Origin of the sequence: Pseudoalteromonas sp. KAN5 (genome assembly GCF_022846535.1) — a bacterium.
Lineage (GTDB): Bacteria > Pseudomonadota > Gammaproteobacteria > Enterobacterales > Alteromonadaceae > Pseudoalteromonas > Pseudoalteromonas haloplanktis.
Genome location: NZ_AP025589.1, coordinates 1,945,706 through 1,969,041, shown reverse-complemented (window position 1 = coordinate 1,969,041; position 23,336 = coordinate 1,945,706). Strand labels below are relative to the sequence as shown.

The 23,336-nt window shown below is 41.0% G+C and carries 22 protein-coding genes and 10 tRNA genes; 14 read left to right on the top strand and 18 right to left on the bottom strand.

Annotated features, from left to right (window positions below; all coding sequences use genetic code 11):
- Nucleotides 1–58: 58 nt before the first annotated feature.
- On the top strand, nt 59–1,228 hold the full coding sequence (locus KAN5_RS08785) for an FAD-dependent oxidoreductase (protein ID WP_244389552.1): 1,170 nt from the start codon (nt 59–61) through the stop codon (nt 1,226–1,228).
- A 320-nt stretch (nt 1,229–1,548) separates the two neighbouring features.
- Here KAN5_RS08785 and KAN5_RS08780 read toward each other — a convergent pair.
- From KAN5_RS08780 to lolB, 16 genes are all read right to left on the bottom strand, one after another.
- Nucleotides 1,549–1,623: transfer RNA gene (locus tag KAN5_RS08780), tRNA-Gln, on the bottom strand.
- A 39-nt stretch (nt 1,624–1,662) separates the two neighbouring features.
- Nucleotides 1,663–1,747 (bottom strand) — tRNA-Leu (locus tag KAN5_RS08775).
- A 151-nt stretch (nt 1,748–1,898) separates the two neighbouring features.
- Nucleotides 1,899–1,973 (bottom strand) — tRNA-Gln (locus KAN5_RS08770).
- Nucleotides 1,974–2,013: 40 nt separating this feature from the next.
- Nucleotides 2,014–2,098: transfer RNA gene (locus KAN5_RS08765), tRNA-Leu, on the bottom strand.
- Between the two features lie 141 nt (nt 2,099–2,239).
- Nucleotides 2,240–2,314 (bottom strand) — tRNA-Gln (locus KAN5_RS08760).
- A gap of 40 nt (nt 2,315–2,354) precedes the next feature.
- Nucleotides 2,355–2,439, bottom strand: a tRNA-Leu gene (locus KAN5_RS08755).
- Nucleotides 2,440–2,617: 178 nt separating this feature from the next.
- Nucleotides 2,618–2,694, bottom strand: a tRNA-Met gene (locus KAN5_RS08750).
- A gap of 5 nt (nt 2,695–2,699) precedes the next feature.
- Nucleotides 2,700–2,774 (bottom strand) — tRNA-Gln (locus tag KAN5_RS08745).
- Between the two features lie 39 nt (nt 2,775–2,813).
- Nucleotides 2,814–2,898 (bottom strand) — tRNA-Leu (locus KAN5_RS08740).
- A gap of 142 nt (nt 2,899–3,040) precedes the next feature.
- Nucleotides 3,041–3,117: transfer RNA gene (locus tag KAN5_RS08735), tRNA-Met, on the bottom strand.
- Nucleotides 3,118–3,383: 266 nt separating this feature from the next.
- Nucleotides 3,384–4,475, bottom strand: coding sequence for a redox-regulated ATPase YchF (gene ychF / locus KAN5_RS08730; protein WP_016707908.1), 1,092 nt, complete (start codon nt 4,473–4,475; stop codon nt 3,384–3,386).
- Between the two features lie 34 nt (nt 4,476–4,509).
- Nucleotides 4,510–5,094, bottom strand: a complete 585-nt coding sequence (gene pth, locus KAN5_RS08725) for an aminoacyl-tRNA hydrolase (protein WP_016707907.1) — start codon at nt 5,092–5,094, stop codon at nt 4,510–4,512.
- Nucleotides 5,095–5,111: 17 nt separating this feature from the next.
- The gene (locus KAN5_RS08720) at nt 5,112–5,717 is read right to left on the bottom strand and encodes a 50S ribosomal protein L25/general stress protein Ctc (protein ID WP_244389551.1); all 606 of its coding nucleotides are present in this window, start codon (nt 5,715–5,717) and stop codon (nt 5,112–5,114) included.
- A 160-nt stretch (nt 5,718–5,877) separates the two neighbouring features.
- Nucleotides 5,878–6,825, bottom strand: coding sequence for a ribose-phosphate pyrophosphokinase (locus KAN5_RS08715; RefSeq protein WP_016707905.1), 948 nt, complete (start codon nt 6,823–6,825; stop codon nt 5,878–5,880).
- A gap of 75 nt (nt 6,826–6,900) precedes the next feature.
- Nucleotides 6,901–7,767 (bottom strand): 4-(cytidine 5'-diphospho)-2-C-methyl-D-erythritol kinase, encoded by an 867-nt coding sequence (gene ispE, locus KAN5_RS08710; protein ID WP_244389550.1) that lies wholly within the window; start codon nt 7,765–7,767, stop codon nt 6,901–6,903.
- A 16-nt stretch (nt 7,768–7,783) separates the two neighbouring features.
- Nucleotides 7,784–8,371, bottom strand: a complete 588-nt coding sequence (lolB, locus tag KAN5_RS08705) for a lipoprotein insertase outer membrane protein LolB (protein WP_029216074.1) — start codon at nt 8,369–8,371, stop codon at nt 7,784–7,786.
- 83 nt (nt 8,372–8,454) lie between these two features.
- On the opposite strand from lolB, the gene hemA reads away from it, so the two are divergent.
- The 12 genes from hemA to rlmM all read left to right on the top strand — a co-directional run bounded on the left by hemA (nt 8,455) and on the right by rlmM (nt 19,875).
- Nucleotides 8,455–9,711 (top strand): glutamyl-tRNA reductase, encoded by a 1,257-nt coding sequence (gene hemA / locus KAN5_RS08700; protein WP_029216073.1) that lies wholly within the window; start codon nt 8,455–8,457, stop codon nt 9,709–9,711.
- Nucleotides 9,712–9,718: 7 nt separating this feature from the next.
- Nucleotides 9,719–10,804 carry a peptide chain release factor 1 gene (gene prfA, locus KAN5_RS08695; protein WP_016707901.1) on the top strand — a complete coding sequence of 362 codons (1,086 nt, stop codon included), beginning with the start codon at nt 9,719–9,721 and terminating at the stop codon, nt 10,802–10,804.
- Between the two features lie 2 nt (nt 10,805–10,806).
- On the top strand, nt 10,807–11,649 hold the full coding sequence (gene prmC / locus KAN5_RS08690; protein WP_138555431.1) for a peptide chain release factor N(5)-glutamine methyltransferase: 843 nt from the start codon (nt 10,807–10,809) through the stop codon (nt 11,647–11,649).
- A gap of 53 nt (nt 11,650–11,702) precedes the next feature.
- Complete coding sequence (locus KAN5_RS08685) at nt 11,703–13,241, top strand: response regulator (RefSeq protein WP_036980702.1); 1,539 nt, start codon at nt 11,703–11,705, stop codon at nt 13,239–13,241.
- A gap of 34 nt (nt 13,242–13,275) precedes the next feature.
- Complete coding sequence (locus tag KAN5_RS08680) at nt 13,276–13,650, top strand: SirB2 family protein (protein WP_244389548.1); 375 nt, start codon at nt 13,276–13,278, stop codon at nt 13,648–13,650.
- A gap of 123 nt (nt 13,651–13,773) precedes the next feature.
- Nucleotides 13,774–14,601 (top strand): tetratricopeptide repeat protein, encoded by an 828-nt coding sequence (locus KAN5_RS08675; protein WP_016707897.1) that lies wholly within the window; start codon nt 13,774–13,776, stop codon nt 14,599–14,601.
- Nucleotides 14,602–14,618: 17 nt separating this feature from the next.
- Nucleotides 14,619–15,872, top strand: coding sequence for a DUF819 family protein (locus KAN5_RS08670; protein WP_016707896.1), 1,254 nt, complete (start codon nt 14,619–14,621; stop codon nt 15,870–15,872).
- Between the two features lie 10 nt (nt 15,873–15,882).
- Nucleotides 15,883–16,737, top strand: coding sequence for a 3-deoxy-8-phosphooctulonate synthase (gene kdsA, locus KAN5_RS08665; RefSeq protein ID WP_016707895.1), 855 nt, complete (start codon nt 15,883–15,885; stop codon nt 16,735–16,737).
- Between the two features lie 101 nt (nt 16,738–16,838).
- Nucleotides 16,839–17,735 (top strand): transcriptional regulator GcvA, encoded by an 897-nt coding sequence (locus tag KAN5_RS08660; protein WP_016707894.1) that lies wholly within the window; start codon nt 16,839–16,841, stop codon nt 17,733–17,735.
- Nucleotides 17,736–17,738: 3 nt separating this feature from the next.
- Nucleotides 17,739–18,371, top strand: coding sequence for an alpha/beta family hydrolase (locus KAN5_RS08655; protein ID WP_244389546.1), 633 nt, complete (start codon nt 17,739–17,741; stop codon nt 18,369–18,371).
- 11 nt (nt 18,372–18,382) lie between these two features.
- Entirely contained in the window at nt 18,383–18,751 is a 369-nt protein-coding gene (locus tag KAN5_RS08650) for a DUF423 domain-containing protein (RefSeq protein WP_016707892.1), read from the top strand.
- Between the two features lie 38 nt (nt 18,752–18,789).
- Nucleotides 18,790–19,875, top strand: coding sequence for a 23S rRNA (cytidine(2498)-2'-O)-methyltransferase RlmM (rlmM, locus tag KAN5_RS08645; protein ID WP_244390916.1), 1,086 nt, complete (start codon nt 18,790–18,792; stop codon nt 19,873–19,875).
- 62 nt (nt 19,876–19,937) lie between these two features.
- Here the strand turns inward: rlmM and cysZ are convergent, their stop codons facing one another.
- On the bottom strand, nt 19,938–20,666 hold the full coding sequence (gene cysZ, locus KAN5_RS08640; protein ID WP_244390915.1) for a sulfate transporter CysZ: 729 nt from the start codon (nt 20,664–20,666) through the stop codon (nt 19,938–19,940).
- Between the two features lie 536 nt (nt 20,667–21,202).
- On the opposite strand from cysZ, the gene KAN5_RS08635 reads away from it, so the two are divergent.
- On the top strand, nt 21,203–21,823 hold the full coding sequence (locus KAN5_RS08635; protein ID WP_244390914.1) for a sulfotransferase: 621 nt from the start codon (nt 21,203–21,205) through the stop codon (nt 21,821–21,823).
- On the opposite strand, the gene KAN5_RS08630 is transcribed toward KAN5_RS08635, so the two are convergent.
- Nucleotides 21,814–23,205, bottom strand: a complete 1,392-nt coding sequence (locus tag KAN5_RS08630) for a hypothetical protein (RefSeq protein WP_016707888.1) — start codon at nt 23,203–23,205, stop codon at nt 21,814–21,816. The genes KAN5_RS08635 and KAN5_RS08630 overlap by 10 nt on opposite strands.
- Nucleotides 23,206–23,336 lie beyond the last annotated feature (131 nt).

Below are 23,336 nucleotides of genomic sequence, written 5' to 3'. Positions count from 1 at the left end.
CAAATAGAAGTACGATACAATCAAACACACTGAAAATAGCCAGATTAGTGATGCAAAAATGATGAAAAATAAGGTTATTGTTGTCGGCGGCGGGATGGTCGGTGCAGCTACTGCAGTAAAGCTTGCAAAACAAGGATGCCAAGTAAAGGTGATTGAGCAGCGCGTAATTAATGCCGCTGAGGTTCTTGCTAGCGACAAAGTTGATATTCGCGTATCGGCAATTAATCGTTTTTCAGAAAATTTATTAGATGAACTCGGTGCCATGGCTTCATTGCGCGCGCATCGTCACGCACCTTATCAACAGCTCGAAGCATTTGAACGTTCGGGTGATAGTTTGTTGTTTGATTGTCTTGATATTAATACCACTCATTTAGGTCATTTAATTGAAAATAACTTAATCCAAGCAAGTCTCTGGCAACAGTTTCCAGCGCATGATATTGAGGTGCTTGAGATTAGCCACCCGTTATCCGCGATTGAACAAGATGATCAACAAGTAACATTACATTACGCAGAACAACAGTTTTGTGCTGACTTAGTCGTTGCAGCCGATGGTGGGCAATCAATGTTGCGCCAAAAAGCGGGTATTGGTGTTACAGGTTGGCAGTATGGCCAACATTGTATGGGCGTGCTTATTAAACTTGATGCTCCACAACAAGTAAAAACGTGGCAGCAATTTAAGCCCACCGGCCCCGTTGCATTTTTACCTATGCAGGCACCATACGCTAATCTTATTTGGTATGACGATAGCAGCAAATTACAGGGTTTAAAAAAACTACCTGCTGCAGAGTTGAAACAGCAAGTCCTAGATAACTTTCCCCCGCTTGTAGGAGATTTTGAGGTGATTGAACATGCTGTTTTTCCTTTGGCACGTCAACATGCAAACCATTACTCACAAGGGCGTATAGTGCTTGTTGGTGATGCAGCACACACTATTAACCCGCTTGCAGGGCAGGGCGTTAACTTAGGTTTTCAAGATGTTGTCGCGCTTGCTGATAAACTCAATAATGCTGACGATATCGGTGCTTCACAACATTTGCAACAGTATGAGCATACACGCCGTAAAGCAAACTTATTAATGATGAGCATGATGGATGCGTGTTATTTTGGTTTCTCCAACCAAGTTACACCATTACAATGGGCGCGTAGTCGCTTTTTAAAAATGGCAAATAACACCGGACTGGTAAAAAATTGGGTATTAAAGTATGCAATTAGTGGCAAAGTAGGCTAATACCAATCGACTTAAATATTTAACCATTCTAGCGGGCTAAATAAAGCGCTAACTGCGTTATAAATTTTTCATGTACGACTGCATGGATGCAGGAGGTAGAGCAATGCAGGAGCAATTGCCGAGAACAACTAGATGTCAAAATTTATGCCTTGTTATCACTCCATTTATCTGTCGCTATAAATGGTCAGTAACTTAACACGATTGGTATAAAAAGCGTCTATTATCGATAGAGTGGGTGAAGGCTCACTCAAATAATATTTGATTAAAGATTAAAGATTAAAGATTAAAGATTAAAGATTAAAGAAGGTTCTCTAGGAAGTTGGCTGGGATACCAGGATTTGAACCTGGGAATGCCAGGATCAAAACCTGGTGCCTTACCGCTTGGCGATATCCCAACTCTAAATTTGGATGAGTTTTAGTTCTAATTAAGAACATGGTGCGGAAGGAGAGACTTGAACTCTCACAACCGAAGTTACTGGAACCTAAATCCAGCGCGTCTACCAATTCCGCCACTCCCGCAGTTCTTTAATGCAGATTTCAATGTTTTGGAACCTAAATCCAGCGTCTAATTCAAGACCACTGCCAATTCCGCCACTCCCGCATCAATAGGGGTGCTGTTTATACTCGTAGCTAGAGTTATTCTTTCACAACACTCTTTGGTAGAAGAAGTTGGCTGGGATACCAGGATTTGAACCTGGGAATGCCAGGATCAAAACCTGGTGCCTTACCGCTTGGCGATATCCCAACTAAGAATTATTTGATAGTTTGAGTTCTTATCAAGAACATGGTGCGGAAGGAGAGACTTGAACTCTCACAACCGAAGTTACTGGAACCTAAATCCAGCGCGTCTACCAATTCCGCCACTCCCGCAGTTCCTTAATGCAGATTTTAATGTTTTGGAACCTAAATCCAGCGCCTAATTCAAGACAACTGCCAATTCCGCCACTCCCGCATACAGTTTTTATACTCATAAAGAGTTATTCTTTAGCAACATTCTTTGGTAGAAGAAGTTGGCTGGGATACCAGGATTTGAACCTGGGAATGCCAGGATCAAAACCTGGTGCCTTACCGCTTGGCGATATCCCAACTAAGAATTGTTTGATAGTTTGAGTTCTTATCAAGAACATGGTGCGGAAGGAGAGACTTGAACTCTCACAACCGAAGTTACTGGAACCTAAATCCAGCGCGTCTACCAATTCCGCCACTCCCGCAGTTCTTTAAATGCAGATTTTAATGCTTTGGAACCTAAATCCAGCGTCTAATTCAAGACCACTGCCAATTCCGCCACTCCCGCATTATCTCTTTGAATTAATCAAAGAAATGGTAGTTATTTTAAACTCTTCATTGAGTGCAATTTAACTCTTGCAGAGCCAATTCTAAAAGAAGAAATGGTGGCTAAGACGGGATTTGAACCTGTGACCCCATCATTATGAGTGATGTGCTCTAACCAGCTGAGCTACTTAGCCATTGTTGGCTGGGATACCAGGATTTGAACCTGGGAATGCCAGGATCAAAACCTGGTGCCTTACCGCTTGGCGATATCCCAACAGAAAACAATTGATAATTTTAGTTCTTATCAAGAACATGGTGCGGAAGGAGAGACTTGAACTCTCACAACCGAAGTTACTGGAACCTAAATCCAGCGCGTCTACCAATTCCGCCACTCCCGCAGTTCTTTATGCAGATTTTAATATTTTGGAACCTAAATCAAGCGTCTAATTCAAGACCACTGCTAATTCCGCCACTTCTGCATATGTGTAATTAAACACATGGTAGTTATTTTAAACTCTTCATTGAGCAACAAAAAATAAATGGTGGCTAAGACGGGATTTGAACCTGTGACCCCATCATTATGAGTGATGTGCTCTAACCAGCTGAGCTACTTAGCCATCTTTTTTGTTAGCACTTCATCGCTGAGTGCGGGGCGTATTATGCTGATATGACCCAAATCCGTCAACACCTTTTTTGCAAAAAAACACTTATCAGGGTTTGTTTGCAGGAAAATTAAGCTAAGCCGGCTATTTTTTATTAAAAACGGTGTTTTTTTAACTGATTTAACGAGACTTATTTTTTTAATGATAGAGGAGAAATAAAAAAGGCCCGTAAAAACGAGCCTTTAAAATTATTAACAGTGGTAAGTTACAGTGGCATGTTGTTACACATTGAACAAGAAGTTCATTACATCGCCGTCTTTAACTATGTATTCTTTACCTTCTTGGCGCATCTTGCCTGCTTCTTTTGCACCACTTTCACCTTTATAAGTGATATAGTCATCAAAGGCGATAGTTTGTGCACGAATAAAGCCACGCTCGAAATCAGTATGAATCTTACCGGCAGCCTGTGGAGCCGTTGCGCCAATAGGAATTGTCCATGCACGTACTTCTTTAACACCTGCTGTGAAGTAGGTTTGTAATTGCAGTAGCTCATAACCACCGCGGATCACAAGGTTAAGGCCAGGCTCTTCAAGACCAAGATCAGCCATAAACTCTAGCTTATCTTCTTCATCAAGCTCAGAAAGCTCAGATTCTATTGCGGCACACACTGGTACAACAACAGCATTTTCAGCAGCAGCAATTTCACGTACGCGATCAAGGTGCGGGTTATTTTCAAAACCATCTTCGGCAACGTTAGCAATATACATTGTTGGCTTAATCGTTAAGAAGTTAACCGAACTAATGGCTGCTTTTTCTTCTTTAGTTAGTGCTAAAGAGCGCAACGTTAGGCCTTCATCAAGGTGTGCTTTTACTTTTTCAAGAACAGCATTTTGTTCTTTGGCGTCTTTATCGCCACCTTTGGCTTTTTTTGCATTACGGAAAATTGCTTTGTCAGCGCTATCCATATCGGCAAGTACTAGCTCGGTATTGATCACGTCAATATCATCTGCAGGATCAATTGTTCCCGCTACATGAATGACGTTTTCATCTTCAAAGCAGCGAACTACGTGACCAATTGCATCGGTTTCACGAATATTAGCTAAAAACTGATTACCAAGGCCTTCACCCTTTGATGCACCTTTTACTAGACCTGCAATGTCCACAAATTCCATACTGGTGGTTAGGATACGTTGCGGGTTAACAATTTTTGCAAGTTCGTCAAGACGAGGATCTGGTACCGGTACCACACCCGTGTTCGGCTCAATGGTACAAAAAGGAAAGTTAGCGGCTTCGATACCCGCTTTGGTTAATGCATTAAAAAGTGTTGATTTACCAACATTAGGCAAACCGACGATGCCACATTTGAAACCCATAGTTAAGATACCTTGTTTAGATCCGCTTAACCGATTATGGCTTAAACGAATGTAGTCTGTTTTGTGCTTTTAACACACCATCTTTTGCAAGTATTTCCATACAACGAACTGCTTCATCTACTGCGGCATCCATTTTTTCTTGGTCTTCTTTGGCTGCTTTTCCAAGCACCCATCCGGTGACCATTTCACGATGTCCAGGATGACCAATACCAACGCGTAAACGCATGAAATCTTTTTGATTTGCCATTTTTGCAATAATGTCTTTTAAGCCATTATGGCCACCGTGTCCGCCACCTTTCTTTAATTTGGCAACACCGGGTTCTAAATCCATTTCGTCATGGGCAACTAAAATGCTCTCAACAGGGATTTTGAAAAAGTTGGCTAAACTACCGACTGCTTTACCACTTAAATTCATATAAGTGGTGGGGATCAGTAATTTGAATTCTTGACCTTGGATGATCACTTTACCTGTAAGGCCGTGATACTTAGGCTCGTGTTTTAGCGTACAGTTGTAGCGTGCAGCGAGTTGCTCGATGAACCAAGCACCTGCATTGTGGCGAGTGTTTGCGTATTCGGGGCCTGGATTAGCCAGGCCCACAAGCATTTGAATAGAATTCAAGGTGCAAACCTTAAAAATTATTCTGCAGCTTCGTCTTCAACTGGCGCAGCTTTGTTAGCTTTGATAGTTACGATAGACTGGTCGTGATCAGCACCTTTCGCTAAATCAACAGATGAAACACCTGCAGGAAGTTTAACGTCAGAGATGTGTAGTGAATCACCAGCAACTAGGCCAGATACGTTAACTTCAACGAACTCAGGAAGTGACTTAGGAAGACACGTGATTTCGATTTCAGTTAATTGGTGAACTACAGTGTTACCTGCTTTAGTTACTACGTCTTCACCGATGAAGTGAACTGGCACTTTAGTGTGAAGTTTGTGAGCAGCATCTACACGTTGGAAGTCAAGGTGAGTGATTTTTGGCTTGAACGGGTGACGTTGGATATCTTTAAGGATAGCTTCAACTTTTTCACCAGCGATATCAAGAGTAAGAATGTGAGTGTAGAAACCTTCACTTTCTTGTGCTTTGATAATGTCTTTGTGTTCAAAAGTAAGTGATGCAGCTTCTTTGTCAGCACCGTAAAGGATAGCAGGAACTTTATCTTCACGACGTAGGCGGCGGCTCGCACCTGTACCTATTTCTGTGCGTAATTCTGCATTAAATGTATATGTTTCGTTAGACATGATGTCTCCAATAAATAAATAGTGTAGGGCCTTTGCGACCAAGGTCCCTAGCCAAAAGGCGCGCTATCATACCACCACCATCAATTAAAAGAAACACGACAGATAAAAAAAGCGCCAATGAGGCGCTTTAATAAGTCAGTATACAATGTCACTACACGGCTTAGTGTTCGAACATCGCAGAGATTGACTCTTCATTACTAATACGACGAATCGTTTCCGCTAACATGTCTGCAAGTGTTAACACTTTAATTTTATCAATTGCTTTTAATTCAGCAGACAGTGGAATTGAATCAGTAACAATTACTTCATCAATAACAGAGTTACGAATATTTTCTACGGCTTTACCAGAAAGTACAGGGTGGGTTGCGTATGCAAATACACGCTTAGCGCCATGTTCTTTAAGTGCTTCAGCTGCTTTACATAAAGTACCGCCAGTGTCGATCATATCATCAACGATAATACAGTCACGACCTTCAACGTCACCAATAATATGCATAACTTGAGAAACATTCGCTTGTGGACGACGTTTATCAATAATTGCAAGGTCGGTATCGTTTAAAAGCTTAGCAATAGCACGAGCACGCACTACGCCGCCGATATCTGGTGATACAACAACAACATCATCAAACTGACGCTCTTTCATATCATCAAGTAGCACTGGGCTACCAAATACGTTATCAACTGGTACATCAAAGAAGCCTTGGATTTGCTCAGCGTGTAAATCAACCGTAAGAACACGGTCAACACCTACACTTGATAAGAAATCGGCAACAACTTTTGCTGTGATTGGCACACGGGCAGAACGTACTCGACGGTCTTGACGTGCATAACCAAAATAAGGAATGACGGCTGTAATACGACCTGCAGATGCACGACGTAAGGCATCAACCATAACGATAAGCTCCATCAAGTTATCGTTTGTAGGGGCACAGGTTGATTGCACAATAAAAACATCCGAGCCACGAACATTTTCATTAATTTGAACACTGATCTCACCGTCGCTAAAACGGCCAACAACAGCATCGCCTACTTCAATATATAAACGTTTTGCAACTTTTTGAGCTAACTCAGGTGTTGCGTTACCAGCGAAGAGCTTCATGTCAGGCACGGTAGGGTTCCTCAGGCACTGAATTTTTGGACTAATAAGTGATACATAAAGTACTGCTTATTAACTTAAACTAATTTACTTGTACGTTACTTCATTGCTTAAATGAATAGCGTTCAACTGCGTATGGGCAGGAGAGATATTAACGCTGCTGGCAATAAAACCGTCCCAATTATGGGGGAGATTTTCAAGAACATGTTGTGCTTCTTTTTGCGTGGCAAATTCAACAAAACAGCATGAACCTGTGCCAGTCATCTTCGACGGAGCGTATTTTAGCAACCACTGGAGGGTCTTTTCAACCTCAGGGCAGAGCTTTTTGACTAAAGGCTCACAATCGTTGCTTAATGTTTGCTGTTGCCAATCACCTTTTAGCTTCGGTGTATCACGTTTTAAATCGGGGTGAGTAAATATTTTGGCTGTGCTTACATGTTCACTAGGATGAACCACACAATACCATTTTGACGGCAGCTCAACATCGAGCAACTTCTCGCCAATACCTTGAGCTAGAGCGCTTTTGCCATTTATAAATACAGGCACATCGGCACCTAGCTGCACCCCCAGTTCTGCTAATTCAAGCAGCGATAATTGGCAGTGCCATAATTTATTAAGCGCTAAAAGCGTGCTTGCTGCATCGGAAGAACCTCCGCCAACACCGCCACCCATAGGCAAAATTTTAGTTAAATTTATTTTTACACCCTGCGAAGAATTGGTGTGTTTTTGTAATAAAACAGCCGCTTTATAGATTAAATTATCTTGCAGGGGGATATCAAAGGTATCGCCTGTGATTTCAATCTCTGTTGTTTCACTCAAAGTAAAGGTGAGTTGATCGCCATAATTTAAAAATGTAAATAGGGTTTCAAGCTCATGATAGCCATCATCACGGCGACCATTTATGTGTAAAAATAAATTCAGTTTTGCCGGAGCGAGTAAAGAAAATGAAGTCATAGTGTGTTTATTTATGTTAGTCAAAGTGCCACTCATAGAGTTGAATTTTTATTTTAATATCGCGGTGTTTTAAAGTCAGCTTTTTCGGCAGCCAAAAACCGGCATATTGTTGGTAGTCAGCGTAATTGATTTGCCATTGAGCACCATCCGCTGCATGCCAAGTTACGCTCTTTGCGCGACCAAGTTCATCAACCTGTAGGCTTGAATCAATAACGGTGCCTTTTAACCAGTCATCAGCCCTGTCCATTGGGATGGTAAACCCTGTAAGTCTCGCAAGGAGACGTGATGCGTTTACATCATGATAAACTTCATCATCGTATTCAAGTTCAGCACCGTCACTATTTTGAGTTAATGCCAAAACACGGGTACCGATAAAACTAGTGAGAATTAATTGGTTTAATGCTTCCTGTTGTTGCCAATTTAAATTAGCAGATTGGCGTTCATCTGGGCTAATAAAGGCGAGTTTACCTTCTACTTGCCAATTGCTTTGTTGTGATAATTGCGACTTCCAGTCATCATAAAGGGCTGTTTGTGGCTGAATTTGCTGCGCGCAACCACTTAAAAATAAAAAAAAGATGAGTAAAATCAAATATAGTCGAATCAAATGTCGTTCCTTACTTTCCATATTCCGCTGATTTTTGGTAAAATTATCGTCTTTCACGCACGGCTTAGCAATATTTGGCACTTATGACCATAGTAGCACTTGGTATTAATCATAAAACCGCATCTGTAGAATTACGAGAAAAGGTTGCCTTTTCGCCTGAGCAATTGTCAGAAGCATTACAGCAACTGAGTGATCACGATCAGTTTAATGAAGCGGTTATAGTGTCAACCTGTAACCGAACAGAAATCTATTGTAGCCTTGCCCAGCAAAATTCCCAAATACTGTTGCAATGGTTAGCCAGTTTCCATGGTTTGGATGAATATGAACTGAGCAGTAATGTATATTGCCATCAAGATAACGAGGCGATTAATCATTTAATGCGGGTTGCGTGCGGACTCGACTCTTTAGTGCTCGGTGAACCGCAAATACTGGGGCAAATTAAGCAAGCTTATAATAGTGCTAAAAATCATAACTCAGTCAGCGTAGTGTTTGATCGCTTGTTTCAAAAAACGTTCTCGGTCGCAAAACAAGTACGTACTGAAACGGATATTGGTGCTAGTGCGGTATCGGTGGCGTATGCTGCGGTTAATTTAGCCAAACATATATACGGTAAATTAGATAAAACGAAGGTATTGTTAATTGGTGCCGGCGAAACCATAGAATTAGTTGCTAAACATTTATATCAAAATGATCCGCAACAGATCACAGTAGCCAATCGCACCATTGAACGAGCGCGCTTATTAGCTGAGGAAGTGAATGCAGATATCATTGCATTAGCGCAATTACCAGAGCGTTTACATCAAGCTGACATTGTAATTAGCTCGACAGCCAGCACATTACCGATAATTGGTAAAGGTGTAGTTGAGCAAGCACTTAAACAGCGCCGTAATAAGCCTATGTTATTTATTGATATTGCAGTGCCGCGTGATATTGAAAGTCAAGTGGGTGAATTAGATGCTGCCTATTTGTATTCGGTTGATGACTTACAGACAATAGTAAGCGAAAATATCGCCTCAAGAGAGCAAGCCGCCGATGAAGCGCAGGATATTATAACTGAGCGCTGTACCGAATTTGTAATGTGGATGCGTTCTCTCGACTCTGTCGACTTGATCCGTTCATATCGTCAAGATGTACATGATATAAAGTCTGAACTGGTTGATAAGGCAATTAGCCAATTAAATACCGGTAAAGACGCAGAAAAAATTATTTTAGAGCTGGCCAACAAATTAACCAACCGTTTGATGCACGCACCTACCCGTGCAATTCAAGATGCGGCAAAAAAAGGTGAAGTTGCTCAGTTAAGCCAATTAAAGAAAATGTTAGGTATTGATCAGGAATAGCAGTTACATGAAAGAGTCCGTATATCGTAAGTTAGAAACCTTAGTTGAGCGTTATGAAGAAGTACAAGCGCTGCTAAGTGACCCGTCTGTGATCAGCGATCAAAATCGCTTTCGTACACTTTCTAAAGAGTATTCAGAGTTAGAAGAAATTGTTAAAGCATTCCTTGCCTATCAGCAAACACAGGATGATGTAGCAACGGCTGAAGAAATGCTTAAAGATTCAGATCCTGACATGCGAGAAATGGCGCAAGAAGAATATAAAGAAGCGAAAGCACAGATTTTGGCAATTGAAGAGCAAATACAAGTGCTGATGTTACCAAAAGATCCACGAGACAATAATAACGTATTCTTGGAAGTTCGTGCTGGAACAGGTGGTGATGAAGCGGCAATTTTTGCCGGTGATCTGTTTCGTATGTATAGCCGTTATGCAGAAACCAAAAAATGGAAAGTGGAAGTGGTCAGCACCAATGAAGGTGAGCATGGTGGTTATAAGGAAGTTATTGCAAATATCAGTGGTGAAGGGGTGTACGGTCAACTTAAGTTCGAGTCAGGTGCGCATCGAGTACAGCGTGTACCAGAGACCGAATCACAAGGGCGCGTTCATACATCAGCCTGTACAGTGGCGGTGATGGCTGAAATTCCGGAAGCTGAAGCAATTCAAATTAATACAGCAGACATAAAAGTTGATACCTTCCGCGCCTCAGGTGCTGGTGGTCAGCACGTAAATAAAACAGACTCAGCTATTCGTATTACTCATTTACCAACGGGTGTTGTGGTTGAGTGTCAAGATGAGCGGTCACAGCATAAAAACCGTGCGAAAGCGATGTCAGTTCTTGCTGCACGCCTGCAACAAGCTGAAGATGAAAAACGCCACGCTGCAGAAGCTTCCGAGCGTCGTAACTTAGTTGGTAGTGGCGATCGTTCAGAGCGTATTCGTACTTATAATTACCCGCAAGGACGTATAACTGATCACCGTATTAATTTAACACTGTATCGTTTAAATGAAGTTGTAGCAGGTGATTTAGGCTGTGTTATCGAACCATTAATGCAAGAGCATCAGGCAGACTTACTTGCTGCGATGGGCGATGAATAATTGTGACAGACACGGTTGAAAGCGCTGTAACACGAGCTACTTTGTTGTTGCAAAGTAGCAGTGATAGCGCAAAACTTGATGCGCAAGTGTTATTACTCGATGTGTTACAAAAACCTCGAAGTTATTTATTTAGTTGGCCAGAACATCATCTTAGTGATGCGCAGCAACAGCAATTTGACGAGTATTGTCAGCGGCGTTTAAATGGCGAACCAGTAGCTCACATTACGGGGTTGCGGGAGTTTTGGAGCTTGCCTTTGCAAGTTAACCCAACCACCTTGATCCCGCGTCCTGATACTGAAACACTGGTAGAGCATGCTCTAGGTTTAGCTCTCCCCACAACTGCCAAAGTACTTGATTTAGGCACTGGTACTGGCGCAATAGCCCTTGCATTGGCCAGCGAAATGCCTGATTGGCAAATAACTGGTGTTGACAGAGTGGCTGATGCAGTTTCACTGGCGAATACAAATAAACAGCGATTGGGTTTTACTAACGTGAACTTTGTGCAAAGTAATTGGTTTAGTCATGTTGCTGCACAACAGTTTGATTTAATAGTTAGTAACCCGCCGTATATTGAACATGATGATATTCATTTAAGCCAAGGTGATGTGCGTTTTGAACCGCTATCTGCACTGGTGGCCGATGATGACGGAATGGCAGACATTAAATATATTATTACTCAAGCTCGCGATTTTTTAGTCCCAAATGGTACGCTTTTAATTGAGCATGGATATCAACAAAGTACTAAAGTGCATAGTTTTTTTGCACAAATGGCGTATACAAATATACTTACAGTTAAAGATTTAGCAGATAATGATCGTGTAACGCTTGCACAGTGGCCTGGATAACTATAAAAATTACGGTGCGAGAGCAGCATAAATGCCTTTGAGGACTCAGTATGATGGATGATTTTTTATTTTCGGACGAACCGCAAGAAGAGGTTTGTGAAGTGATAAAGGGAACATGGAAAGTTATTATAGTTGATGATGAGCCCGAGGTTCATGCTGTAACAAAGCTAGCATTAAGTGATTTTGAATTTCAAGATAAACGTTTAGAGTTTATTAGCGCATACTCAGGCAGTGAAGCGAAGATACAAATAGATGAAAACCCAGATGCAGCCGTGGTGCTACTTGACGTAGTAATGGAAACCGATGACGCAGGTTTAAAAGTTGCGCAATACATTCGTGAAGTTGCAAAAAATAATCATATTCGTATTATCCTTCGTACAGGCCAGCCAGGCCAAGCTCCAGAACGGCAAGTTATCGTTAACTACGATATTAATGACTACAAATCGAAAACGGAACTCACAGCACAAAAGTTATTTACAGTGGTAATGTCGAGCCTGCGTTCTTATCGTGACATTTTATCAATTGAGCAGTCTCGCCAAGGGCTTGAAAAAATAATAACAGCATCCAGAGATATCTTTTCAGCCCATTCACTTGATCACTTTATTGAAGGGGTAATGCAACAACTAACGTCGTTGTTAGGCACTGTTGACCAAGCCATGTATGCAACGAGTTTAGTCGCAGGAAATCCACAGGATAATCAACATAAGTTGGTCGTTTTTTCTGGACGAGGCGATTTTGAGCGCAGTGAAGGTAAAGCAATTGAAGAAGTGCTTAATACGGAGCAACTTTCGGCGTGTAGACAAGCGCTCAGAGATAAAACCATAGTTTATAAAGATAATTATCTGTTTGCATACTGTTGCAGTGAGCATAACCATAATTCAATGTTATTTATTTCTGGGATCCCTAAATATTTAACAGACACACAGCGGCATTTAATTGAGATATTTTCGCAAAATGTACAACTTGCGTATGAGAATGTGCAATTGCAATCGGAAATTGAAGCGACTCAACAAGAACTCGTACTTCGTTTAAGTGAAGCGCTCGAGCAGCGCTCTACTGAAACAGGGAATCATGTTAAACGGGTTTCACATATTTGTAATACATTAGCTTTGGGTTATGGCTTATCAAAGCGCGAGGCAGAGCTTGTGCGCTTAGCTTCGCCATTGCATGATGTTGGTAAAGTCGGTATTCCAGATGCTATTTTAAATAAGCCCGCTAAATTGACCGATGAAGAGTGGGAAGTGATGAAAACTCACACCCAAAAAGGCTATTTAATTCTACAAGGTTCGCGCCGAGAAATTGTTAATGCGGGAGCTGAGATTGCACGTGATCACCATGAGAAATGGGATGGTACGGGTTACCCACAAGGGCTTAAAGGTTTTGATATTCATGTGTTTGGACGCATTGTCGCACTTGCTGATGTATATGATGCACTACGCCATAAACGCTGTTACAAACAGGCGTGGACTGTTGATGATGTCGTTCATGAAATTAACCAACAAAAAGGCAAGCACTTTGAGCCTAAGTTAGTTGATGTGTTTAATGCACACCTTGAAGAACTTGAACAAATATTGGCGCGTTTTCCAGATTAAAAATTTTTTAACATTAATGAGTAGTTAGGGGCATATGGATTATTTAGCAGTAAAACACACACACATGGCAATCGCAGTTTTAAGCATTGTTTTATTTTATATTCGTTCATTTTCTCGATTAGGCAGTGGTGCTATCGCTAAAAATAAATTGGTGTTTATTGGCAGTCATGCCACAGATACCTTGTTACTTATTTCAGCCATCAGTTTAATGGCGATTGCTAAAATAAATCCGTTAGAACAAATGTGGTTACTCGAAAAAATTGTACTTGTAATTGCTTATATCGCTTTGGGCATTATTGCCAGTAAACAGCAAAAAACCAGCGTTAAAGTGTTGTTTTTAGTTGCAACAACAGTGGTGATAGCGCTAATTGGTAAACTGGCTGTTACTAAAACGGCTTTATTTCTTTAAAGTTATGACTGTGCAATGGCTATTTCTTGCCTTTGCACAGTAAACTTAACTACGGCGTTGGTATCTGCTTTAAAAACTAGGTAAACTAGTCGTTCATTTTCTATTTAAGATGTTGCCGTATAAATGACCACCCCTTGGTTTGAAGATCAAAATGAACCCTATCAAGATGAGGCTTTTGACACATTCGCACCCCAAGCGTTGTATCGTTGCATCAGCGCTGAAGCGAAGTGGGATCCCCATGCCGATTTAAGTGATAGCTTTGCCACCTTAAACGACTTTGAAACGCAAGTCACCGAACTGTGCCAACAACACGACGACATTCACGATCGTTTTGACGCGATAGTTGACATGTTTTTTACACAGTGGTTATTTAGCGTGTCTAGCCTGAAAGTTCCCGAATATACCCTTAATAGCTTTAGCTATATGTTAAGTATGCGCAGTGGCTCAGAAACTACGTTAGCAATTTTACTTTGCCACTTACTTAATCATGCTGACTTTGATGCCAATGTGACAATTAATAATAGTGAAATAAATGTCCATGTTGCCATCAGTGATGAAGAAGGGTATTTGTTGGAGCCAAGCTCTGGGCAGCAAAGTTGGTATATCATTCCTGAAAACGCCAGTGAAGAAAATGGTGATGAGCAAGAGCCTCTTGAGCTTATTTTTGACGAAGAAGTGTACAAACTTTATTTAGCGCAACAAAAGTGGGCGTTCATTTCGAGCAATAAGTTTGGTCATGCTTTGAGCTGCGTTGAGATGTTAATGGAGCTAATAGGCGATGACCCGTACGAAAGGCGCGACAGAGGCTATTTACTTAACCAGTTAGATTGTCCGAAAATGGCACGTGACGACTTACAATTTTTTATCGATGAGTGCCCAGATGATCCTGCGATTGAAATTATCCAGCATCAACTTGAAGAACTTGAAGATAATCACAAAACTCACCATTAACTTTTTAAGGAATTTACATGGCTGACGCCCATACGGCCCTGATCACCAATGACGCAGTTGTCTTTGGTTTACTCGCAGTAATATTAGGCTTTATTTTTAAAACATCGAACAGTCAAAATAGTGCACTGAAAAAGTTTTACAAATATGTCCCAGCATTACTACTGTGCTATTTTTTACCCTCACTACTTAACACGTTTGGCATTGTTGATGGTCATTCATCTAATGTGTATTTTGTTGCATCACGTTATTTACTGCCTGCTTGTTTAATATTACTGACTATAAGTATTGATTTAAAAGCGATTATTAACCTAGGTCCAAAAGCATTAATTATGTTTTTAACCGGTACTGTGGGGATTGTTATTGGCGGCCCATTGGCTATTTTGGTCATGAGTGCAGTGTACCCGGAAGCTGTTGGCGGCCATGGTCCAGATGCAGTATGGCGTGGGATGACGACCATTGCAGGTAGTTGGATTGGTGGTGGTGCAAACCAAGCGTCGATGAAAGAGATGTTTGAAGTAGGGGGTGATATATTCTCTGCTATGGTTACGGTTGATGTGATCGTCGCTAATTTATGGATGGCAGTATTACTACTAATGGCTGCTAATCACAAAGCTATAGATGCAAAAACTGGTGCTGATACTAGCGCAATTGAAGAGTTAAAAAACCGGGTTGAAAAATACCAAGCAGAGCATGCCCGTATGCCAACAATGAATGATTATATGATGATCATTGCTATTGCATTTGGTATTACTGGACTTGCTCATTTTTGCGCCGACTTCTTAGGGCCTTATTTTGGGGCTAATTTCCCATGGGCACAAGAGTACAGCTTAAACAGTAAATTCTTCTGGTTGATCGTAATTTCGACGACCATTGGTATTACATTGTCGTTTACTAAAGTGCGCCACATTGAAGCGTTTGGAGCATCAAAAGTCGCCTCTTGCTTTTTATATATTCTCGTTGCTTCTATTGGTTTGCATATGAATATCACTGCAATAGTCGAATCGCCAATGTATTTTGTGATAGGTTTAATTTGGATGCTCACCCATGCTAGCTTAATGTTAATTGTTGCTAAAATAATTAAAGCACCGTTATTTTATATGGCGGTTGGTTCGCAAGCGAATGTCGGCGGCGCTGCATCAGCGCCTGTAGTGGCATCAGCATTTCACCCGTCGCTTGCACCAGTTGGCGTGTTACTAGCCGTACTTGGTTATGGCGTGGGGACTTACATGGCGTATATTTGTGGATTAATGATGCAAGCAGTTGCACCTTAAGGAATGAAAAATGAATAACCATTTAATAAAAATTAATGATATTGAATTGGCAAACGAAAAGCCGTTTGTACTGTTCGGTGGCATGAATGTTTTAGAATCACGCGATCTAGCGATGCGTATTGCTGAGCATTATGTTGAAGTGACCACTAAGCTTAATATTCCTTATGTGTTTAAAGCCTCGTTTGATAAAGCAAACCGCTCATCAATCAACTCATATCGTGGACCGGGTATGGAAGAAGGTTTACGAATTTTTGAAGAAATTAAAAAAACCTTCAATGTACCTTTGATCACCGATGTGCATGAACCACATCAAGCCGCTCCCGTCGCTGAAATAGTTGATATTATTCAATTACCGGCCTTTTTAGCACGACAAACTGATTTAGTAGTAGCAATGGCGAAAACTGGTGCGATTGTTAACGTTAAAAAACCGCAGTTTTTAGCCCCACATGAAATGCGTCACATCATTACTAAATTTAATGAAGCGGGGAATAACAATGTTATTCTGTGTGAGCGTGGCTCGAGTTTTGGTTATAACAACCTAGTGGTTGATATGCTTGGCATGGATGACATGAAGCCAATGGCGCCGGTTATCTTTGATGCAACGCATGCATTACAACGCCCAGGCGGACGTGCAGATTCAGCGGATGGTCGCCGTGCACAAGCGGCAGAACTTGCCCGTAGCGGTATGGCATTAGGTATTGCCGGTTTATTTATCGAAGCGCATCCAAATCCTAATGAAGCGAAATGTGATGGCCCATGTGCATTGGCTTTAAGTAAGCTGGAAGGCTATTTAAGTCAAATGAAAGCGGTTGATGATTTAGTTAAAAGCTTTGCACCGCTTGATACAAGTGCCAGCGATTTATAATGCGTGATTCATAAATAGTTAAAAAGCGGCTTAGGTCGCTTTTTTATTGCCTTGAATATATAATTCACCCATAAGAAAAACTAATTCTAAGTTTGGTTGCTATGTCTCGTCGTGTTCCCCCATTAAACGCCTTAAAAGCATTTGAAGCTGCAGCTCGTCACTTGAGCTTTACCAAAGCGGCGGAAGAGTTATATGTCACGCAGGCGGCGGTGAGTCATCAAATTAAAACCTTAGAAGAGCACCTTGGTTTAAAGCTTTTTCTACGTAAAAATCGTTCATTATTACTGACCGAAGAAGGGCAAGGGTACTTTTTAGATATTAAAGAAATATTTACTCAGCTTATTGATGCCACAGAAAAGTTGTTAGCACGTGGCGCAAAAGGGTCATTAACAGTTAGTTTGACTCCAAGCTTTGCTATTCAATGGTTAGTACCGCGATTGAGCTTATTTAATGAATTGCACCCTGAAATTGATGTGCGAATAAAAGCCCAAGATCAAGATGAAAACTCACTGACTGATGATGTCGATGTTGCTATTTATTATGGACGTGGTCATTGGAGTGGGGTGCAAACCCATAAACTTCATACCGAATATTTAGTGCCGCTGTGCAGCCCCATGCTATTAACTGGGCCAAAACCATTAAATCAACCCAGTGATCTAGCGCATCATACTTTATTGCATGATACCACGCGAAAAAATTGGAAAACCTGGATGAAGACCGCAGGTGTACGCAACGTGCAAGTAAACCAGGGGCCCATTTTTAGCCACTCATCCATGGTGCTACAAGCCGCCGTACATGGCCAAGGTGTTGCTATTGGCAATAGCGTACTTGCTAAACCCGACATTGACGCTGGACGCTTAGTCATTCCATTTAATCATAGTTTAGAAAGTAAAAACGCTTACTATTTAGTCAGCCGCGAAACGCAATCTGAGCTAGGTAAAATCGTGTCGTTTAAAGAATGGATGTTAAGCCTCGTTGAACAAGAGCAAGAGTATTAAATAATGATTGAATGGATCAAAAGTCAGTCACCCGCGAAAGCGCAGTTTATGTTTGCCCACGGTGCGGGTGCAGGAAGTGATTCTGAATTTATGCAACAGATTGCGCAATTAATTGCAGCGCAGGGTATTGATGTTGGCTTGTTTGATTTTGAATATATGCAAATCGCCAAGCAAACTAACAAACGCAGACCACCGGATCGGGCTCCTAAATTACTGGATTATTTTGAGCGAATATTAACCATGGCACAGCCTGAACTACCGCTGTTTATTGGTGGTAAGTCGATGGGCGGGCGTATGGCATCAATGCTTGCCAGTGAAGCGCGAACCTCAACACCGGCCATTGCAGGTGTATTGGCATTTGGTTATCCATTTCATCCACCAGGTAAGCCTGACAAGTTACGTATTGATCACTTTGGTAAAATAGCGTACCCGTTTATGGTGCTCCAAGGTGAGCGAGACACATTTGGCACCCGTGAAGAGTTAACTCAGATGCAGCTTGATAAGCGTCCTGATTTTGTGTGGCTGCCAGATGGCGATCATTCATTAAAACCACGTAAACGCAGTGGTTTTACGCAAGAAGGCAATCAGCAAATCGCGGCAGATCAGGCGGTGAGTTTTATTAAGCAGTATATTTAGCAGGAACAATTATGATTAAACTATTTTTAATGGCAGGTAGCTTATTTTGTATGCTGGCTGTGGTGTTGGGTGCATTCGCAGCCCATGGTTTAAAAAGCCGAGTGTCTGAATACGCAATTGGCGTATTTAAAACTGCGGCAGAATATCAGATGGTGCATGGCCTTGCGTTAATTGCGGTTGCCATTTTAATTAAGTGGGGAATTAACTTAAGTTGGGCTGGTTGGTTTATTATCACAGGTATTGTGCTTTTTAGTGGCAGTTTATATTTATTAGCAATCACCGGGCAAAAGTGGCTAGGGCCAATTACGCCGCTTGGCGGAGTCTGCTTGATCATTGGTTGGGCTATTTTATTAGTGCAAGTGGCACGCTTCAAGTTTTAATAGAGAATATCGCGCAAGTGCGCAATTAAAGGGTTTTTATGTCAAGTGTAGTGATTTACTGTCGCAGTGGTTTTGAAAATGATGCCGCTGCTGAAATAACATTTCATGCCGCAGAGCAAGGTTTTGCAGGGTATGTAAAAGCAAAGCCAAATACCGGCTATGTTATTTATGAATGCTTTGAAGCACAGCATAGCGACGAAATCATCAAAAAAGTTGATTTCAAAAATATGGTTTTTGCTCGTCAATGGTTTGCAGGCACTTTACTTGAAAATATGGCTGTTGAAGACCGGGTTGGCGAAATTGTAAAAGCAGCCGTCGATTTTCCGCTTTGCTCAGAGCTGCGTGTAGAAACACCAGATACCAACGAAGGCAAAGAGCTGTTAACCTTCTGCAAAAAAATATCAACTCCTCTTAAAAAAGCGTTAGAGAAACAAAATACCGTGCTACGCGAACCAAAAGCGAATCGCCCGGTAATGCATGTGATGTTTTTATCGAATAACACGGCGTATGTTGGTCATTCCTATAGCTATAATAATTCGCCATTTTTTATGGGAATATTACGTTTGCGGATGCCAAGTGATGGGCCAAGTCGCTCAACGTTAAAGCTCGATGAGGCATTTAATGTATTTATCCCGCCAAATGAGGTTGAAGCTCGTGTACAAGCTGGTATGCGCAGTGTTGATTTAGGTGCCTGCCCTGGCGGTTGGACCTATCAATTAGTGCGTCGTGGTATGTTTGTCAGTGCTATTGATAACGGCCCAATGAATGACGATTTAATGGAAACAGGCCAAGTTAAGCATTTTCGTGTCGATGGCTTTAAGTACCGTCCTGAGAAAAGAAATATCACTTGGTTGGTATGTGACATGGTAGAAAAGCCAACTAAAGTAACTAGCCTGATGATTGACTGGGCGGTCAACGCTTATGCGAAAGAGCTAATATTTAATTTAAAGCTACCCATGAAAAAACGTTTTGACAGTGTTTATGAGTGTTTAACGATGATCAAAGAAGAGCTCGATAAATACGGTATCAGTTATGAATTACAAGCTAAGCACCTTTATCATGACAGAGAAGAGATCACCGTTCATTTGAACGTGACTAAAGTGCCACAGAGCTTATACAGCTAAAAAGTATGGTCCAGTTAAAATGCAAAAAGCACAGCCTTGGCTGTGCTTTTTAGTAACTTCCTTTAATTGCGGTAATGAGGCCGGTAATTATCAACCCATAACCGTGTTGCACCACAAACTGCAACGGGCATTACGATCAGGTTTATGATAGGTATTGCAGTCAATAGCATGACGGCCAACCCAAATCCATACGATAAACCTTGTTTTTGCTTTAGATCTTGCTTCATTTCTCGAAAGCCGATTTTATGGTTATCAAACGCATAATCTTTATATTGCACTGCGTACATCCAGCAGGTGAACATAACCCACAGTACCTGACCAATTACAGGGAGTATCCAGAGTAAAATAAAAAAGCCGATTGCGCGTGGTAAGTAATAGCAAAGCTTAGTCCACTCGCGGCCAAGCATGCGTGGCACATCCTTAACGATATCGGCTAAACCATCATCATTTATTTTTTGACCCGTTAAATATAATTCAACTTTTTCGCTGAGTAAGCCATTAAACGGTGCAGCAATAAAGTTAGTGATCACCGTAAACACCATGCTGTAGCTAAATAAAATAACTAATACAGCAATTGGCCACATTAGCCACTCGAGCCAACTTAGCCATGTTGGCAACAGATTAGTTAAATAAGCAAAACCTTCAGTAAGCCAGCCGTATAAGAAGAATAATGAGCTACCAAACAGCACTATATTGATCAATAAAGGAATGAACACAAAGCGCTTTAGGCCTTTTTGAGTGATCAATTTAAAGCCCGAAAAAAAATACTCCATACCTTGCGTAAACTGCACGTGAAAACCTCAGATCATAACAACATTGCCCACAGTATAAATTGCTCAGCTTTTTTGAACAGTATTTTTGCGTAACAAAGTGTTTAAGATTACGCTTTGCTTACTTAAGATAATTGGATCGCCTCAGAGACAAATGCGAAGTTAAATAACATTGTGCATGATGACGTAATAGCTTATTGAGTTTTAAGTTATACAATAGCTTAAATACCGAAAAACAAGGAGGTCGTCTGGATACATTTAATATTACGCGCATTGATACTAAGTTTGGAATATTTCGCATTTGTGGTTTGTGGGATAGGCTAAATATTGATGTGTTTAATATAACGTCAATTGATATTATGAGCACAGATGGATGGCTAGGATTAGATAAAACTAACGATACCGTTATCAACCTAATGGCTGAACTTGTGCCTATTTTGCAATTGCACCTATTAAACAAGATAAACCATATTGTTCCTTAAAGTGATCATGAATACCAAAATTTTTGAGCTGGTTGGGTGTATACTAACGGCTACTTTATAAATGAGTCACTTTTAATGTCTAAGGTATTTATTATCGGGCTGCCCAGAACAGGCACAACGAGTATTAGTGTTGCGCTATTAGAAATGGGGTTGTTAGTTGCTCATACTGCGTTTACAAAAAAAGCGTTTGAAAAGGCTGATGCAGTATCTGATGCGCCCTGTTTTAGTGATTATATGCACTTAGACACATTATTCCCCAACTCAAGGTTCGTTTATTTAAGCCGAGGTTTAGAGCAATGGCTGCCATCAATAGCTATGTTGCTTGAAAAAATGGCACCGCATTTGTGCCTTAAAACAGGCCATTTTAGCCCAGTCTTAAAACGCAGCTTTCACCAAACATTTCCTAATATTCACCCACTGACTGAGTGTCAGTTAGCAGCTTGTTATACACAACATCAACATGCCGTATTAGAATATTTTAAAGGTCGTGATAATTTTCTCTCCCTTGATGTGAGCGAGCCGGGTAGTTTGTTAAAACTAAAACAGTTCTTGGGTATGCCGACAGATGGCGATACTAATTTTGCGAAATTAAATGTTGGCCGAAATGTCGCCAACTGGCGTGAATATAAACACCCCAATAAAGTGAATGCCAACTTGGCAGGCGCAGAGCACCGTAAGTTTTTTGATTACGGTTGATTTTCAGCTGATTGTGGCTCTTCACTATCTACTGAACTGCGAACGTTGCCACTGCTGTAAAAGGTAAGTTGGCCGATCAAGTCAGGCACGAGTCGCTCGCTATTATAATCATAAATTTTATTCATTTGAGCTATGTGAAATACGTTTTCGATACGGGCAATATTTTTTAGTGCCCAGGCTTCAACTGAATCAGAGTGGATAAACTGTTCAGGCATTTTCTCTTTATCATCAAGTAGTGTTTGCCATAATTCGTTTTGAATTTGTGCAGGCGTGCCAGTGAACTGCTCTAGAGTATCATTTATCCAGCCCATGCCAATGTCGTTATAGGCGCTTAGGATATTGTTATAAAGCTCACGTCTATTAGAGTCTGAGCTTATATTGTCTTGTTGGGCGACAAACTTACCGTTGTCCATTTGGTAATATTGTTTATTCGCTTGATAATTAGTTTGTTGTGCAAGATAGTCTAATAAGTTTGGCTCACTGGCTTTATCAACGTCATTGAGCATGGCTAATACATCATCGTTTTGATGGGTTTTCAACAGACTCATCATGTCGATCACACTGCTGCTTTGCTCAAGTGTACTGTCAGACAGGTGGTCGTTTAATTGGATAAGCTGGCTTTCGCTCAGAGTTTTTTCAATTAATAAATCGGCATAGTTATTTGCTAACTCATACTTTGCTGTGTTGGCGCTATAGTTTGATTTAAACCAATTAATGTTTTCAGGCATGCTGATCATTTCTAATGTTTCATTACCATGTTTATTCTCACCGATTGGTGACATTGGCTTTTCATAATCATTCCCTTGCTGTAATAGTTCACCCATCGTTGAGATTGTACTACTTAGGGCATCATCTGAGAGTTTGCTTAAAGAAGAAATTAATTGCTCGCTAATATTGTTGTTTTCTAGACCAAATAAATGACTTGAGGTTTTGACAGCAAATTGGGTAAATGCAGTAAGTTCTTCATCACTCATCTTTTGTACGAGTTCAAGTAATTCAGCGGTTGGCCTTAGGTGTTGAAACATATTTTTCAACTCCCCATCTAGACGATCCACCTGATCTAAAAAAGCATTAATGTCATCGTGATCTGTAAAATCACCATAGCGGTAGCTCGGCTGTGTGATTGCTTCTCCCATGTTAATGGTATTACTAGAAACGATACTGTGATGTTTCATACCCAAATAGGAAGAGGGCGTATAGTCTAAGTTAAACCTACGGCCTTTAAAGGGGTCATGCAAGGGCGTACTTGCTGCGCTTTCCAGTTTTGATAAGTTACCTTGTGGTTCGATAAGAGTCGTTGCAGTTTTAAATTCAGCGGCCCGATTAGCAGACATTTTCTGTAACGCTATCTGCTGTATTTGGTTAAAATTAGTTAGTTTCATTGTTATTCCTTTAACGATACCTTATATAACTTATCGGCGCTGCACGATAGAACTTGATGTTACAGCTTGTTATTTTATAAAACTTTAATATATACAGTAACTAACAGAGTATTAAAATACAGTCACAAGAC

Excerpts from the sequence above, each read along its gene's own strand:
- KAN5_RS08785 (WP_244389552.1), top strand. The coding sequence starts at position 59 with ATGATGAAAAATAAGGTTATTGTTGTCGGCGGCGGGATGGTCGGTGCA.
- ychF (WP_016707908.1), bottom strand. The coding sequence starts at position 4,475 with ATGGGTTTCAAATGTGGCATCGTCGGTTTGCCTAATGTTGGTAAATCA.
- KAN5_RS08720 (WP_244389551.1), bottom strand. The coding sequence starts at position 5,717 with ATGTCTAACGAAACATATACATTTAATGCAGAATTACGCACAGAAATA.
- ispE (WP_244389550.1), bottom strand. The coding sequence starts at position 7,767 with ATGACTTCATTTTCTTTACTCGCTCCGGCAAAACTGAATTTATTTTTA.
- hemA (WP_029216073.1), top strand. The coding sequence starts at position 8,455 with ATGACCATAGTAGCACTTGGTATTAATCATAAAACCGCATCTGTAGAA.
- prfA (WP_016707901.1), top strand. The coding sequence starts at position 9,719 with ATGAAAGAGTCCGTATATCGTAAGTTAGAAACCTTAGTTGAGCGTTAT.
- KAN5_RS08685 (WP_036980702.1), top strand. The coding sequence starts at position 11,703 with ATGGATGATTTTTTATTTTCGGACGAACCGCAAGAAGAGGTTTGTGAA.
- KAN5_RS08680 (WP_244389548.1), top strand. The coding sequence starts at position 13,276 with ATGGATTATTTAGCAGTAAAACACACACACATGGCAATCGCAGTTTTA.
- KAN5_RS08675 (WP_016707897.1), top strand. The coding sequence starts at position 13,774 with ATGACCACCCCTTGGTTTGAAGATCAAAATGAACCCTATCAAGATGAG.
- KAN5_RS08670 (WP_016707896.1), top strand. The coding sequence starts at position 14,619 with ATGGCTGACGCCCATACGGCCCTGATCACCAATGACGCAGTTGTCTTT.
- kdsA (WP_016707895.1), top strand. The coding sequence starts at position 15,883 with ATGAATAACCATTTAATAAAAATTAATGATATTGAATTGGCAAACGAA.
- KAN5_RS08660 (WP_016707894.1), top strand. The coding sequence starts at position 16,839 with ATGTCTCGTCGTGTTCCCCCATTAAACGCCTTAAAAGCATTTGAAGCT.
- KAN5_RS08655 (WP_244389546.1), top strand. The coding sequence starts at position 17,739 with ATGATTGAATGGATCAAAAGTCAGTCACCCGCGAAAGCGCAGTTTATG.
- KAN5_RS08650 (WP_016707892.1), top strand. The coding sequence starts at position 18,383 with ATGATTAAACTATTTTTAATGGCAGGTAGCTTATTTTGTATGCTGGCT.
- rlmM (WP_244390916.1), top strand. The coding sequence starts at position 18,790 with ATGTCAAGTGTAGTGATTTACTGTCGCAGTGGTTTTGAAAATGATGCC.
- KAN5_RS08635 (WP_244390914.1), top strand. The coding sequence starts at position 21,203 with ATGTCTAAGGTATTTATTATCGGGCTGCCCAGAACAGGCACAACGAGT.
- KAN5_RS08630 (WP_016707888.1), bottom strand. The coding sequence starts at position 23,205 with ATGAAACTAACTAATTTTAACCAAATACAGCAGATAGCGTTACAGAAA.